Below are 13,210 nucleotides of genomic sequence, written 5' to 3'. Positions count from 1 at the left end.
GCGCGGCCTGCCCCACCGTGTGCCGCGCAGCGGCGCGCAAAACTTCAGGCGGTTCACCCGCGCCCATCCGCACGCCCCCGCTGAACCGCGACGCTTGGTGATGGACGTAAGGCCAGTCTTGCGCTAACAGCCTTGCGACCGACTGAAGAGAGGAAGCCCCCATGTCCGGCCACGGCACGCCCATTCCAATGACCTCCCGCCGCGCCAGCCCGCTCAGGGGCGAAGCGCATGTGCCCGGGGACAAGTCCATCTCGCACCGCGCGCTGATCCTCGGGGCGATGGCTGTCGGAGAGACCCGGATTTCGGGCCTGCTCGAAGGCGAGGACGTGCTGGACACGGCCAAGGCGATGCAGGCTTTCGGGGCGGAGGTGATCAACCATGGCGGCGGTGAATGGTCGGTGTTCGGGGTTGGCGTCGGCGGGTTTGCCGAACCCGGGTCGGTCATTGATTGCGGCAATTCCGGCACAGGGGTGCGGTTGATCATGGGGGCCATGGCGACCTCGCCGATCACCGCGACCTTCACCGGCGATGCGTCGCTGAACAAGCGCCCGATGGCGCGGGTCACCGACCCGCTGGCCCTGTTCGGCGCGCAGGCCGTGGGGCGTGAAGGCGGGCGTCTGCCGATGACCATCGTGGGCGCGGCGGAGCCTGTCCCGGTGCGCTACACCGTGCCGGTACCCTCGGCCCAGGTGAAATCGGCGGTGCTGCTGGCGGGTCTCAACGCGCCGGGCAAAACCGTGGTGATCGAACGCGAAGCGACCCGCGACCACTCCGAACGGATGCTGGCGGGGTTTGGCGCGGAGATCACCGTCGAGGACACCGACGAGGGCCGCGTGATCACCCTCACAGGGCAGCCGGAGTTGAAGCCGCAGGTGATCGCGGTGCCGCGCGACCCCTCGTCGGCGGCCTTTCCTGTCTGTGCGGCGCTGGTGACGCCGGGGTCGGACGTGCTGGTGCCGGGCATCGGCCTCAACCCGACGCGGGCGGGCCTGTTTTATACGCTGCAGGATATGGGCGCGGATCTGACCTTTGAAAACCCGCGCGAAGAAGGTGGCGAACCGGTCGCCGATCTGCGCGCCAGATATTCGCCCGACATGAAGGGGATCGCTGTCCCGCCGGAGCGTGCGGCCTCGATGATTGACGAATACCCGGTGCTTTCGGTGGTCGCGGCCTTTGCCACCGGCACCACCATGATGGCGGGCGTCAAGGAGCTGCGCGTCAAGGAAAGCGACCGTATCGACGCCATGGCACGCGGGCTGCGGGCCAATGGGGTGACCGTGGAGGAGGGGCCGGACTGGTGGAGCGTTGAGGGCTGCGGTGCCGACGCGGTGCCCGGCGGGGGCCTCTGCGAAAGCTTCCTCGACCATCGGATCGCGATGTCGTTCATGGTGATGGGCATGGGGGCGCAAGAACCGGTCTCCGTCGATGACGGCAGCCCGATTGCCACCTCCTTCCCGATTTTCGAACAGCTGATGGCGGATCTCGGCGCCAATATCGGGCGCAGCAACCGCTGATGCCCGCCGACAGGCGACGGGTGGCGTGACAAGCGGAATTTGCAGACCTAGATTGGGCGCGAAGACCAACAGACCCCGCGTCGGGGCTGCGTGCTAACGTGCAAGGAAAGACAGAGCGACATGGGTTTTACCATTGCAATTGATGGGCCGGCAGCGGCAGGCAAAGGGACAATTTCCCGGGCGGTGTCCGACCATTTCGGCTTTGCCCACCTCGACACCGGCCTGTTGTACCGTGTGGTCGGCGCGCGCATGCTAGATGGCGAAGACCCGGTGCAGGCGGCGCTGGCCCTCGATGTGGCCGATCTGGGACGGGATGACCTGCGCACCGCCGAGGTGGCTCAGGCGGCGTCCAAGGTTGCGGTGATCGCTGACGTGCGCGCTGCGCTGGTGGATTTCCAGCGCGCCTTTGCCCGTCGCTCCGGTGGCGCGGTTGTGGACGGGCGCGACATCGGCACGGTGATTTGTCCCGAGGCGGAAGTGAAGCTTTATGTCACCGCCAGCGCCGAGGTCCGGGCGACCCGGCGGTTCCATGAACTGACCGGCAAAGGCAGCGTCATCACGCTGGCAGAGGTGCTGGAGGATGTTCGGGCGCGCGATGATCGCGATATGAACAGAACCGAAGCGCCCCTGCGTCCCGCCGATGACGCAGTCGAGATCGACACCAGCAGCCTGAGCATCAAGGAGGCGGTGGCTGTAGCCATCGCCGCTGTCGAGGCGCGCCGGCAGGGCTAGTCGCCGACCGCAGGCCCGACTGGAGTGGCGAGCCATATATCATCGCTGCGTTCCCAAAGGGGCGCCGTTTTCGCGTCTTTTTAAGGGCCGTGGCGCTATGCGACCAAGCCGCCTTGAGTGCTATAGGACCAACCGGTGACGGCATGACCCGTCACTCCGTGGCGATTGGCTAGGTGGATCTGGAAATCCCTGTGGGTGCTTGCGCATCATCGCCGGGAATTCTGCGGGCGGGGCCTTCGTGACGGCCGATTTTACGCCGCCGCCTTGTCCGGGCACAGGCTCTTGCCGATTCGGGGTCATGGTCTGGCGCAGGGGGCTGTTCGCGCGGCTGAATGTGGATATTCTCTGCCCGGGTGCCATCTGCTGCATCGCTGACCTCCGTGGCCAACCTCTATCCGCGCCCCATGGCCCATGCCCCCTTGTCAGCAAGGCCAAAACCGCCTATAAGCCGCCATGTCAACAGAGATGCGAAAACGCACAAGGACGGACTGAGCAGGGTCGGGGCATACCTCGGCCCTTTGTGTTTGTTTGTGCTCGGCCTGATCGCGCTTTGCTCCTGCTGACCAACCCACGTAGACCGGCGGAGACAACCGCATGGCCAGAAAAACCGATTTGTAAAGGAAACCTGAGACCACATGGCTCAAACAACATCGATGGAGGAATTCGAAGCCCTCCTGCAAGAAAGCTTCGAAATGGACACCCCCGAAGAGGGTTCCGTAGTTAAAGGCAAGATCATCGCGATTGAAGCGGGTCAGGCCATCATCGACGTCGGCTACAAAATGGAAGGCCGAGTCGAGCTCAAAGAATTCGCAAATCCTGGTGAAGCGGCTGAAGTTACCGTTGGTGACGAAGTCGAAGTGTACCTGCGCGCGGCTGAAAACGCCCGTGGCGAAGCTGTCATCTCCCGCGAGATGGCGCGCCGCGAAGAAGCATGGGACCGCCTGGAAAAAGCCTACGCAGACGATCAGCGCGTCGAAGGCGCGATCTTCGGCCGCGTCAAAGGCGGCTTTACGGTTGATCTCGGCGGTGCCGTGGCCTTCTTGCCCGGTTCGCAAGTCGACGTCCGCCCCGTGCGCGACGCAGGCCCGCTGATGGGTCTGAAGCAGCCGTTCCAGATCCTGAAAATGGACCGTCGTCGTGGCAACATCGTTGTGTCCCGCCGTGCGATCCTCGAAGAGTCCCGCGCCGAGCAGCGTGCCGAAGTCATCGGCAACCTGACCGAAGGCCAGGCTGTCGAGGGTGTGGTCAAGAACATCACCGAATACGGTGCGTTTGTTGACCTCGGCGGTGTTGACGGGCTGCTGCACGTCACCGACATGGCATGGCGCCGAGTGAATCACCCCTCCGAGATCCTCGCCATCGGCGAGACAGTCAAGGTTCAGGTGATCAAGATCAACAAAGAGACTCACCGTATCTCCCTCGGCATGAAACAGCTGCAGGACGATCCGTGGGATCTGGTTGGCGCCAAGTACCCGCTGACCTCCGTGCACAAGGGTCGCGTCACCAACATCACCGATTACGGTGCCTTTGTTGAGCTGGAGCCCGGTGTCGAAGGTCTGGTCCACGTCTCCGAGATGTCCTGGACCAAGAAGAACGTGCACCCCGGCAAGATCGTCTCCACCTCGCAGGAAGTGGACGTCATGGTGCTGGAAATCGACGGCGCCAAGCGTCGCGTTTCCCTTGGTCTGAAGCAGACCATGCGCAACCCGTGGGAAGTCTTCTCCGAGACCCACCCCGAGGGCACCGAAGTCGAAGGCGAAGTCAAGAACATCACCGAATTCGGTCTGTTCATCGGCCTCGAAGGCGACATCGACGGCATGGTTCACCTCTCCGACCTGTCCTGGGACGAGCGCGGCGAAGAAGCCATCCAGAACTACCGCAAGGGCGACATGGTTTCGGCCGTTGTCTCCGAAGTGGATGTCGAGAAGGAGCGCATCTCGCTCTCCATCAAGGCCCTGGGCGGTGACAAGTTCGCAGACGCCGTTGGCGGCGTGAAGCGTGGCTCCATCGTGACCGTGAACGTGACCGCGATCGAAGACGGTGGCGTCGAAGTGGAATATGAAGGCATGAAATCCTTCATCCGCCGCTCCGACCTGTCCCGTGACCGTGCGGACCAGCGCCCCGAGCGTTTCTCCGTCGGCGACAAGATCGACGTGCGCGTCACCAACATCGACTCCAAGACCCGCCGTCTGGGTCTGTCGATCAAGGCACGCGAGATCGCAGAAGAGAAAGAGGCCGTCGAACAGTATGGCTCCTCCGACTCCGGCGCGTCCCTCGGCGATATCCTTGGCGCGGCACTGAAGAGCGAGTAATTTCGCTTTCAGCCTGACATGACGAAGCCCCGCAGGCGCGATCCTGCGGGGCTTTTTTATGTGCTGCGCTTGGCAGCGCCACGTTGACGTGTCAGTGGGCGAGTTGCTCGTGCAGGATATCTGCGCCGCTGAGGCCAGCCGGGAAATAGGTCGGCCAATTGCTGAGCTCTTTCAGCACCTCGGCGCGATCATCGCCCCAATACAGATGATAGTGGCCGACGGTTTCGGGCGCGATGCGGTGGTCGCTGAACTGGATGAAACCCGGAGCCTGCGCGTCGCCAGCGGTTTTCCTGTAGATATAGCGGACCCCCCGGTTGCCTTTTTTGTAGGTCAGCACCTCGTAGCCATCCGGCGCGTAGGTGGCGGTGGTTTCCGCCCCGTTGGCGACAAAAGTCAACTGATCGCCATCAATACGGATCGCATCCACATCGGTGGCATAGCCGGTTTCATAATAGGCACGGTATTCTTCGGCGCTCTTGTCGCCGTTTTCGGCCTTCTTTGCCATCACCGGATCCAGCGTGCCATCGGCAAGATAGGGATAGACAGACTGCCAATCCCCGGCCCAGTCGCTGAGGGTCCGGTGCTGGATCTGGCTGTCGTCAAAATACCCTTTCTGGATTTGGTCGTCGTGGGCCTTAGTCTCGGTTTCGGCATGGTCATGCGCGCCGTCATGTTTGTGATCGTCGCCGGAGGCCGCCAGGAGCGGCGTCGCCAGGCCAAGGGCGGTCGAGGTCAGAAGGACGAGGAGGGTACGGTGGAGGGGGGTCATGGATGCTTTCCTGATAAGTTATGTTATACCGTAACATATACGGGTGGGCGAAAGGAGCACAAGAGGGGGAATGCCGCCCCGGTGACGCGAAGGCCCAGGTGGCCGTCTTGACCCTCTGTTTACGTTCCTGACACGCGAGGGGCGACGGCCTGAGGAGGATCCGCTACACCTGCGGCACCCAGATCACCGCCTCAGGGCGCCGACCCGCCAGTGGCGGAGGCTGCCCGCCCGCTTGCCCGTTTACAGTCTACAGGAGCCCGCCATGCGTCTTCGCTGTTTTTGTCATGCCACCCCGATCCTGGCGATGCTGTCTGTCGCCGCCTGTAGTGGCGGCGCAGTTGATCCGCGTTTCATGGATATGAACCTGTCGCGGCAGGGCAAGGGGTATGAGGTCACCGGGCGCTATGGACCGGGCTGGTCCGAAGGCGATGTGCGCGGCGAGGTCGAGCGCGCCTGTCAAAGCAAATCGCTGTCGCTGACGCGCTTTGGCGGCCAGCCCTATTCGCCGACGCGGGGCACCCGGTTTACGGCCCGCTGCGGGGCGTAGGGCCGACGCCTCCGGGACCAGCCCAATTCCGCCCCCCGAATCAATGACTTCGCGCCTGCGGCAATCACCGCGCGGATGCCTGAAACTTGGGCGGGTTGGGGGCATTGGACCCGGAAATGCTGTGTGATCTTTGCCCAATTCCACCAAGACGTGCGAAATTCAGCCGAGAGTGACTGTCTAACCTGTTTTCGCAGAACAACTTTCTTCCTATAGTTACGCTACCCTATGTGTCAGACACGAGCTTTGGGAGGGCCACTATATGATCCGTTCGGAACTGATCCAAAAGATTGCAGACGAGAACCCCCACCTGTATCAGCGAGACGTGGAGCGGATCGTGAATACGGTGTTTGAGGAGGTCACGGACGCGATGTCGCGCGGTGACCGCGTTGAGCTGCGCGGATTTGGGGCTTTCTCGGTGAAGAAGCGCGATTCGCGTGTCGGGCGCAACCCGCGCACCGGTGAAACGGTCCATGTCGAAGAAAAGCACGTCCCCTTCTTCAAAACGGGCAAGCTGCTCAGGGATCGTCTGAACGGAAAAGAGTAATGCGTTACATTCGCTATGCAATCTGGGGCATATTGGCCGTTGTTCTGGTGTCGGTCTGTCTGGCGAACCGCAGCCTTGTCGAACTGAAACTGATGCCGGAGGCGCTGGCAGAACTGGCGCGTTTTAACCTCAGCGTATCGCTACCGCTTTTTGTGGTTGTGCTGGGCGGCATCGCGGTTGGGTTGGCGCTGGGTTACGTGCTGGAATACCTGCGCGAACACAAGCATCGCCGCGAGGCGCGTCTGCGCCAGGGCGAGGTCAAGAAGCTTTCGCGCGAGGTCAAGAAACTCAAACGCCAAAAGCACGAGGGCAAGGACGAGGTTCTGGCGCTGCTGGAAGATGCACCCTGACCATGGCAGACATCCGAGCCAAGATCTGCGGGATGAAAACCCCTGAGGACATCGACGCGGCTGCCGCGGCGGGTGCGGCCTATGTGGGGCTGAACTTCTTTCCCAAATCGGCGCGTTCCGTCACCATCGCCCAGGCCGCGATGCTGGCCGCTGGCGCGCCGGTGGGGCTGGCCAAGGTCGGTCTGGTGGTGAACCCGACCGATGCGGAGCTGGATGCGATCACCGGTTCGGTGCCTTTGGATATGATCCAGCTGCATGGTCAGGAAAGCATCGAACGTGTGGCCGAGGTGAAGGCGCGCTATGGCCTGCCGGTGATGAAGGTCATCGGGGTCGCGGAAGCCGGCGATCTCGCGCCGATCGACCTCTATTCCCAGGTCGCGGACCAGATCATGATCGACGCCAAGGCCCCCAAGGGCGCGGACCTGCCTGGTGGCAATGGGGTGCCCTTCGACTGGCAGCTGCTTGCGGCCAAGAAATACTGGCAGGTGCCCTGGATGCTGGCCGGCGGTCTGACCGCTGAAAACGTGGCCGAGGCGATCCGCAAGACGGGTGCGCGCCAGGTCGATGTGGCCTCTGGGGTGGAACGCGCCCCGGCCGTCAAGGACGCGGATCTGATGCGCGCCTTTGTCGCCGCTGCACAGGGCGTCTAGGGCGCGCCCGCGGCTGCGCCCTTTGCCCCGCCGGCCCTGTCCCCGCCCGCGCGTCGGCACTGCCTCTGGTCCGACCTGCGCCGTCCGGTCGGTGGGGACATGCGTTTTCCCAACCATCGCTGACAAGACGGGCCTGAAACGGGCCTGAAACGGGATTTTTCCGGCGGGATCGGGAAATTGCCCAGAAACCTGTTTCTCTTGCTCTAAATGCGATTTAGACCCAGCCGATAGAACAGACGGAGACACCAATGGCCGATGATCTCATCAACAGCTTCATGAACGGACCCGACGAACAGGGGCGGTTCGGCATCTTCGGCGGCCGCTTTGTCAGCGAAACGCTGATGCCGCTGATCCTGAGCCTGGAAGAAGAATACGAACGCGCCAAGGTGGACCCTGATTTCTGGGCCGAAATGGATGACCTGTGGAAACACTACGTTGGTCGGCCCAGCCCGCTCTATTTTGCCGAACGGCTGACCGATCACCTCGGCGGGGCGAAGATCTATCTGAAACGGGACGAGCTGAACCATACCGGGGCCCATAAGGTCAACAACGTGCTGGGGCAGATCCTGCTGGCGCGCCGCATGGGCAAGACCCGGATCATTGCCGAAACCGGCGCTGGCCAGCACGGGGTCGCTACCGCCACGGTCTGCGCCAAATTCGGTTTGAAATGCGTGGTTTACATGGGGGCGCATGATGTGCGCCGTCAGGCCCCCAACGTGTTCCGCATGCGCCTTCTGGGGGCGGAGGTCATTCCGGTGACCTCGGGCCGGGGCACGCTGAAGGACGCGATGAACGATGCTCTGCGCGACTGGGTGACCAATGTGCGCGATACGTTTTATTGCATCGGCACCGTGGCGGGGCCGCATCCCTATCCGGCGATGGTGCGCGATTTTCAGTCGATCATCGGCAAGGAAGTGCGCTGGCAGCTGGCCGAACAAGAGGGTGAGGGCCGTCTGCCCGATACGCTGATCGCGGCCATCGGTGGGGGCTCCAACGCGATGGGCCTGTTCCATCCCTTCCTGGATGATCCCAGCGTCAACATCATCGGTGTCGAGGCCGGCGGCAAGGGCGTGGACGAGAAGATGGAGCATTGCGCCTCTCTCACCGGTGGGCGACCGGGGGTGCTGCATGGCAACCGGACCTACCTGCTGCAGGACGAAGACGGGCAGATCCTCGAAGGGTTTTCGATCTCGGCCGGACTGGATTATCCGGGCATCGGCCCCGAGCATGCCTGGCTGCATGAGACGAAGCGGGCGCAATATGTCTCCATCACCGACAAGGAAGCGCTGGAGGCCTTCCAGCTGTCCTGCGCGCTGGAGGGGATCATCCCGGCGCTGGAGCCGAGCCATGCGCTGGCCCATGTGATGAAGATCGCACCAGAGCTGCCCAAGGACCATATCATCGTGATGAATATGTGTGGGCGCGGCGACAAGGACATCTTTACCGTGGCGCGCCATCTCGGGTTCGACATGTCCGACACCGAAGAGGGGCGCGATCTCGACGAATAGGGGCGATGAGCGCAGCCTGCTTCCGGGTCACGACACAAGATCAAGAGAAGGCGCAGCTTCAGCAAGCTGCGCCTTTTGTCGTTTCCGGGGGGAGGAGGAGGGGAGGTTGGCCCTGTGCGCCGCGTTCCGCACACACCCCAGCTTCTGACCGCACTGCTACCCCTATAAGCCCTCTATGCCCTGCCCGCTGCCGCAGGGCAGATGTCAGGTGGAGGCAGGCGCCGCATGGGCCTGGAGGACCTTGATCGGCACCACCTCCAGCGCCCGGCGGTGGGTGGCCTCCAGATCGACGCCGGGGCCGCAGCCCTCTTCGGCGGCCTGGAGAAACCGCGTCGCGCAGAGGCACCAGCGATCACCGGCTTTCAGCCCTGGAAAGAAAAACGCAGGCAAGGGCGTGGACAGGTCGTTGCCGACGTATTTTGAATAGGCGAGGAATTCGACCGTCATGATGGCGCAGACCGTATGGCTGCCGTGATCCTCGGCACAGGTATTGCAGTGGCCATCGCGGAAAAACCCTGTCTTCGGGTCATTCGAGCAGGCTGCCAGCGCGCCGCCCATCACGTTTACGGCCGCTTCCTTTTCCATCATCACTCTCTCCGTTCTGGCTGGCAAAATTCATCCGCGGTTTTGCGGGCTCTTCTTCGAGAATAGCGCGTCTGTTGCCAGTGTCCCGGAGTTGTCGCTGCGTTGTGGTCATCACGTTTGCGCGAGCAGGCGCGGTGCGCGCCCCGGGCAGCCGGGGCTCCACGCAGGTCTAGCGGAATTTGTCGAGGAGCTTTTGCATCGGGCTGCGCGTGGGATCGGCCTCCGCGCCTGGCTGTTCGGCGGTGGCGGGGGCCTCTGGCGATGCGGGTTTGGCGGATGCGGGTCTGGCCCCCGCACGCGGCTGTTTCGTGGCTTTGCCGGCGCCGGAGCCCGCGCTGCCACTGCCACTGCCGGTGGAGCTGCGGGGCGGGGCCACGCGCAGCGCGACCGCGTTCATGAACTTGCCGCTGTCGCCGCGCCCCAGCTCGGCCGCGCCGTCCGACAGGCCACGCAGGAGATCGTCGAGCCAGCCCTGATCCGACTTGGGGAAATCATGCAGCACGTAGCCCGCCACCGCATCCTTGTGGCCGGGGTGGCCGACGCCGAGGCGCACGCGGCCATAGTCGGCGCCGATATGGGCGTGGATGGAGCGCAACCCGTTGTGACCGGCATGACCGCCGCCCTGTTTGACCCGGCATTTGCCCGGCGCCAGATCCAGTTCATCATGGAAAACCACGACATCTGCCGGGGCGAGCTTGAAGAACCGCAGCGCTTCGCCCACCGATTGCCCGGAGTTGTTCATGAAGGTCTGGGGCTTCAGCAGCACAGATTTTTCGCCGCCGAGGAGGCCTTCGCTCATCTGGGCCTGAAACTTGGACTTCCAGGGCGAAAACCCGTGATCGGCTGCGATCTGGTCCAGCGCCATGAAGCCGATGTTGTGGCGGTTGCCCGCATATTTCGCGCCGGGATTGCCGAGGCCGACAAGGAGTTTCATAGACCGTTCTCCTGGTTGCTGTTGGGGCAGTGATGCCCGCTTTTGCGCTGGAAATCCAGTGTGGGCCAAACGCGTCGAGGCAAAAGAAAACGGGCCCCGCAAGGAGCCCGTTTGGAAAAATCAGCAACCCGCGTGGGGTGGCGATCTTATTCTTCAGCGGCCTCTGCTTCGCCTTCGGCCTCGTCTTCGGCATCGTCGGAGGCCTTGAGGCCGGACGGTGCGGAGATGTTGCCGATGACGAAATCACGGTCGATGGTTGGCTTTGCGCCTTCCGGCAGGGTGATGTCGGAGATGTGGATGGTATCGCCGATGGCCCGGCCTGTCAGATCGACAGTCAGCTTTTCGGGGATGTCACCAGCGGTCACGACCAGTTCAACCTCGGGACGCACAACGGTCAGAACGCCGCCACGCTTGAGGCCGACGCATTCGTCTTCGTTCTGGAATTCAACCGGGATGAACAGGTTGATTTTCGACGTGCGGCGCAGGCGCATCAGGTCGAAGTGCGTCGGCAGGTCCTTGACCACATCGCGCTGAACGTCGCGGCAGATCACGCGCACGTCGTCGTGGCCTTCAACCTTGAGGTTGAACAGCGTCGACTTGAAACGGCCGGCTTTCAGCAGCTTCAGCAGCTTGTTGAAAGGGATCTGAACGGACAGCGGATCAACGTCGCCACCAAACACAACACCAGGAACCATGCCTTCACGGCGTGCTGCGCGAGCGGCGCCCTTGCCCGTCCCCGCACGTTCCAGGCACTCGAGATCAGGAATCTCATTCGCCATAGTAATTCTCCATATATAGGTGGGGGTGCCTCCAAGGCTGTCACCCCGCGTGAAGCCGCCCTCTTAGCCAGATTGCACCGCTTTGAAAAGCCCTAAAGCGGCGCCTGTCCGGTGCGCGGGGCCAGTTTCCCCTCTGCATCCATCAGCCGGGCATGAAGGTCGACTTCGGCGCGGCGGGCGGCCTGGAGGCGGGCGCGTGTGCGCGGCTCCAGCTCGGCGGTCACAAAGGGAGAGACATTCTGCGGCTCAAAGGTGATTCGCTGCTGAAACCGGTCGACCAGAAAGGTTTCCAGCTGGTCCCAGCGTTCATAGGCGATCAGATGGTCCACCAGAATTCGGCCACCGCGACCGGTCAGCATCGCCATCTGGCTGCCGATCTGGGCGCAGGCCGGGGGATCGTCCGAGAGGACCGCGTTGACAAAGGCGTCAAAGCTGAGATGGCCGGCAAATTCCGGCTTGTCGCGGATCTCGTCACGGGTGCGGTATTTGTACCAGCTGCGCAAGTGATCCTCGGGGTCGCGCAGCATCGCAAAGCTTTCGAGCCGGATGCCAAAGGTCTCGTGCACAAAAGGGCGGATGCGCCGGTGAAACCGCCGCGCTGTGAGATGTTTCTGGGCCTTCTTGAAGACGATGTCCGCATGCGGCCGCAAGGCAAGCTGAATGGCGGTGGTCCCGGTTTTGGGGACCGCAACATACGCAAGGGCCTGAGACGTGAAGATCAGCATCATTTCGAAATAGCGCCAGCCATTGTTTTGGACCAGTCGCCCCGGAGTGGAATTTCGCGATTGTGGCGCTGCGCGCACTGTGCAAACTCGCGCCATGGAATTTTTCACGGATATGCGCACCAGCGCGGTGCATGGGCGGGCCTTCGCGGTCATGGGGTTTTGTGTCGGCGCTTTTGCCGCTTACGCGCCGCAGTTGAAGCGGCAGGCGGGGCTGGGCGATGCCGAGTTCGGGCTGGCCTTGCTGGTCGGGGCGGCAGGGGCCGTGGCGGCGATGTGGCTGGCGCCACGGGCGGACCGGCTGCTGGGCAGTGCGGCGCTGGTGGTCTGCGCGATGATGGTCGCGGTCGGCTTTTTGCTGCCGGGGCTGTCGCACAGCTGGCTGACCTTTGCGGGGGCGATGTTCCTCGCATCCGGCGCTGCGGGGCTGCTTGATGTGGTGATGAACGCGCGTCTCAGCGGGCTGGAGGCCCGCAGTGGCCGGTCGTTGATGAACCTCAATCACGGGCTGTTTTCCCTGGCCTACGCGCTGGCGGCGCTGGTCGCTGGGCTGGTGCGGGAGGCAGGGGTGCCGCCTGTCTGGTGTTTCGCGGGCATCCTCGTCGTGACCTTGCTGATGACCCTCGGCATGCGCGACCCGGTCCCGGTGGAGACGCCCGAAGAAGACACCGGCGCGGTGCCTGCGACATTGCCGGTGATGATGATCGTACTGGCTGGGTTGATCGTACTGATCGCCTTTACCGCTGAACAGGCAACGGAAAACTGGTCGGCGCTGTATCTGGAGCGGGCCTTTGCTGCCAATGCCGCCGAGGGGGCGATGGGCCCGGCGATTCTGGGGCTGACAATGGGGATTGGCCGCCTGTCCGGTCAGGAGGTGGTGCGCCGGGTGGCCGAGGGCCGTCTGATGCAGCTGGCGGCGGCGCTGGCGGCGGCCGGGTTGATGCTGGCGGCATTTGCACCGGTGCAGGGGCTGGCCTACGCGGGCTTTGCAATCCTTGGGCTGGGCGTGTCCACCATTGGCCCGACCGCATTGGCCTGGGTCGGCAAGACGATCCCATCGCGCCTGCGGGCGGCGGCGATTTCCCGGATGGTGATGATCGGCTATTGTGGGTTTTTCGTTGGCCCGCCGGTCATCGGCTTCATGGCCGAAGCCTTTGGGCTACGGCTGGCGCTGGCGGTGATGGGCGTTGTGCTCTTGGGGATCACGCTGGTTCTGGTTCCGGCTCTGCGGGCCACCGCCCGCAGAGGCAAGCTCATCGCCTGA

At 63.3% G+C, this 13,210-nt stretch carries 14 protein-coding genes; 9 read left to right on the top strand and 5 right to left on the bottom strand.

Translation table 11 applies throughout. The features are described 5' to 3' along the window. Positions 1 to 161 precede the first annotated feature (161 nt). The 3 genes from aroA (at position 162) to rpsA (ending at position 4,558) form a co-directional block, all read left to right on the top strand. On the top strand, positions 162 to 1,514 hold the full coding sequence (gene aroA / locus TRIHO_RS13890; RefSeq protein ID WP_068244786.1) for a 3-phosphoshikimate 1-carboxyvinyltransferase: 1,353 nt from the start codon (positions 162 to 164) through the stop codon (positions 1,512 to 1,514). Between the two features lie 120 nt (positions 1,515 to 1,634). After that, positions 1,635 to 2,246 carry a (d)CMP kinase gene (cmk, locus tag TRIHO_RS13885; protein WP_068244783.1) on the top strand — a complete coding sequence of 204 codons (612 nt, stop codon included), beginning with the start codon at positions 1,635 to 1,637 and terminating at the stop codon, positions 2,244 to 2,246. A gap of 635 nt (positions 2,247 to 2,881) precedes the next feature. Further along, a complete protein-coding gene (gene rpsA / locus TRIHO_RS13880; protein WP_068244775.1) occupies positions 2,882 to 4,558 on the top strand; it encodes a 30S ribosomal protein S1 in 1,677 nt (558 codons plus the stop codon). 91 nt (positions 4,559 to 4,649) lie between these two features. Here the strand turns inward: rpsA and TRIHO_RS13875 are convergent, their stop codons facing one another. Further along, positions 4,650 to 5,327 (bottom strand): ZinT family metal-binding protein, encoded by a 678-nt coding sequence (locus tag TRIHO_RS13875; RefSeq protein ID WP_068244773.1) that lies wholly within the window; start codon positions 5,325 to 5,327, stop codon positions 4,650 to 4,652. A gap of 262 nt (positions 5,328 to 5,589) precedes the next feature. Between TRIHO_RS13875 and TRIHO_RS13870 the strand changes: the two genes are divergently transcribed. From TRIHO_RS13870 to trpB, 5 genes are all read left to right on the top strand, one after another. Then, positions 5,590 to 5,874 carry a hypothetical protein gene (locus tag TRIHO_RS13870; protein WP_068244770.1) on the top strand — a complete coding sequence of 95 codons (285 nt, stop codon included), beginning with the start codon at positions 5,590 to 5,592 and terminating at the stop codon, positions 5,872 to 5,874. 259 nt (positions 5,875 to 6,133) lie between these two features. Then, positions 6,134 to 6,418 carry an integration host factor subunit beta gene (gene ihfB, locus TRIHO_RS13865; protein ID WP_068244766.1) on the top strand — a complete coding sequence of 95 codons (285 nt, stop codon included), beginning with the start codon at positions 6,134 to 6,136 and terminating at the stop codon, positions 6,416 to 6,418. After that, positions 6,418 to 6,768, top strand: coding sequence for a LapA family protein (locus tag TRIHO_RS13860; protein ID WP_068244763.1), 351 nt, complete (start codon positions 6,418 to 6,420; stop codon positions 6,766 to 6,768). Before ihfB ends, TRIHO_RS13860 begins: the two co-directional genes overlap by 1 nt. 2 nt (positions 6,769 to 6,770) lie before the next feature. After that, positions 6,771 to 7,418, top strand: a complete 648-nt coding sequence (locus TRIHO_RS13855; protein WP_068244761.1) for a phosphoribosylanthranilate isomerase — start codon at positions 6,771 to 6,773, stop codon at positions 7,416 to 7,418. 248 nt (positions 7,419 to 7,666) lie between these two features. Next, positions 7,667 to 8,926, top strand: coding sequence for a tryptophan synthase subunit beta (gene trpB, locus TRIHO_RS13850; RefSeq protein WP_068244759.1), 1,260 nt, complete (start codon positions 7,667 to 7,669; stop codon positions 8,924 to 8,926). Positions 8,927 to 9,130: 204 nt separating this feature from the next. On the opposite strand, the gene TRIHO_RS13845 is transcribed toward trpB, so the two are convergent. The 4 genes from TRIHO_RS13845 to TRIHO_RS13830 form a co-directional block, all read right to left on the bottom strand. Next, on the bottom strand, positions 9,131 to 9,514 hold the full coding sequence (locus TRIHO_RS13845; RefSeq protein WP_408646191.1) for a DUF2237 family protein: 384 nt from the start codon (positions 9,512 to 9,514) through the stop codon (positions 9,131 to 9,133). 166 nt (positions 9,515 to 9,680) lie between these two features. Beyond that, the gene (gene pth, locus TRIHO_RS13840) at positions 9,681 to 10,445 is read right to left on the bottom strand and encodes an aminoacyl-tRNA hydrolase (RefSeq protein WP_068244757.1); all 765 of its coding nucleotides are present in this window, start codon (positions 10,443 to 10,445) and stop codon (positions 9,681 to 9,683) included. A 146-nt stretch (positions 10,446 to 10,591) separates the two neighbouring features. Continuing rightward, positions 10,592 to 11,224, bottom strand: a complete 633-nt coding sequence (locus tag TRIHO_RS13835; protein ID WP_068244756.1) for a 50S ribosomal protein L25/general stress protein Ctc — start codon at positions 11,222 to 11,224, stop codon at positions 10,592 to 10,594. 92 nt (positions 11,225 to 11,316) lie between these two features. Next, the gene (locus TRIHO_RS13830) at positions 11,317 to 11,952 is read right to left on the bottom strand and encodes a hypothetical protein (protein WP_232367791.1); all 636 of its coding nucleotides are present in this window, start codon (positions 11,950 to 11,952) and stop codon (positions 11,317 to 11,319) included. Positions 11,953 to 12,043: 91 nt separating this feature from the next. On the opposite strand from TRIHO_RS13830, the gene TRIHO_RS13825 reads away from it, so the two are divergent. After that, positions 12,044 to 13,210, top strand: a complete 1,167-nt coding sequence (locus TRIHO_RS13825) for an MFS transporter (RefSeq protein WP_068244753.1) — start codon at positions 12,044 to 12,046, stop codon at positions 13,208 to 13,210.

This window comes from Tritonibacter horizontis, from assembly GCF_001518015.1.
Lineage (GTDB): Bacteria > Pseudomonadota > Alphaproteobacteria > Rhodobacterales > Rhodobacteraceae > Epibacterium > Epibacterium horizontis.
Note: the sequence above shows the minus strand (reverse complement) of the source record. Positions and strands in the feature narration are given on the sequence as shown.

What these genes read in the sequence shown, in the direction of transcription:
- aroA (WP_068244786.1), top strand. Translation starts at nt 162, where the DNA reads ATGTCCGGCCACGGCACGCCCATTCCAATGACCTCCCGCCGCGCCAGC.
- TRIHO_RS13870 (WP_068244770.1), top strand. Translation starts at nt 5,590, where the DNA reads ATGCGTCTTCGCTGTTTTTGTCATGCCACCCCGATCCTGGCGATGCTG.
- cmk (WP_068244783.1), top strand. Translation starts at nt 1,635, where the DNA reads ATGGGTTTTACCATTGCAATTGATGGGCCGGCAGCGGCAGGCAAAGGG.
- rpsA (WP_068244775.1), top strand. Translation starts at nt 2,882, where the DNA reads ATGGCTCAAACAACATCGATGGAGGAATTCGAAGCCCTCCTGCAAGAA.
- TRIHO_RS13875 (WP_068244773.1), bottom strand. Translation starts at nt 5,327, where the DNA reads ATGACCCCCCTCCACCGTACCCTCCTCGTCCTTCTGACCTCGACCGCC.
- ihfB (WP_068244766.1), top strand. Translation starts at nt 6,134, where the DNA reads ATGATCCGTTCGGAACTGATCCAAAAGATTGCAGACGAGAACCCCCAC.
- pth (WP_068244757.1), bottom strand. Translation starts at nt 10,445, where the DNA reads ATGAAACTCCTTGTCGGCCTCGGCAATCCCGGCGCGAAATATGCGGGC.
- TRIHO_RS13835 (WP_068244756.1), bottom strand. Translation starts at nt 11,224, where the DNA reads ATGGCGAATGAGATTCCTGATCTCGAGTGCCTGGAACGTGCGGGGACG.
- TRIHO_RS13830 (WP_232367791.1), bottom strand. Translation starts at nt 11,952, where the DNA reads ATGATGCTGATCTTCACGTCTCAGGCCCTTGCGTATGTTGCGGTCCCC.
- TRIHO_RS13845 (WP_408646191.1), bottom strand. Translation starts at nt 9,514, where the DNA reads ATGATGGAAAAGGAAGCGGCCGTAAACGTGATGGGCGGCGCGCTGGCA.
- TRIHO_RS13855 (WP_068244761.1), top strand. Translation starts at nt 6,771, where the DNA reads ATGGCAGACATCCGAGCCAAGATCTGCGGGATGAAAACCCCTGAGGAC.
- TRIHO_RS13825 (WP_068244753.1), top strand. Translation starts at nt 12,044, where the DNA reads ATGGAATTTTTCACGGATATGCGCACCAGCGCGGTGCATGGGCGGGCC.
- trpB (WP_068244759.1), top strand. Translation starts at nt 7,667, where the DNA reads ATGGCCGATGATCTCATCAACAGCTTCATGAACGGACCCGACGAACAG.
- TRIHO_RS13860 (WP_068244763.1), top strand. Translation starts at nt 6,418, where the DNA reads ATGCGTTACATTCGCTATGCAATCTGGGGCATATTGGCCGTTGTTCTG.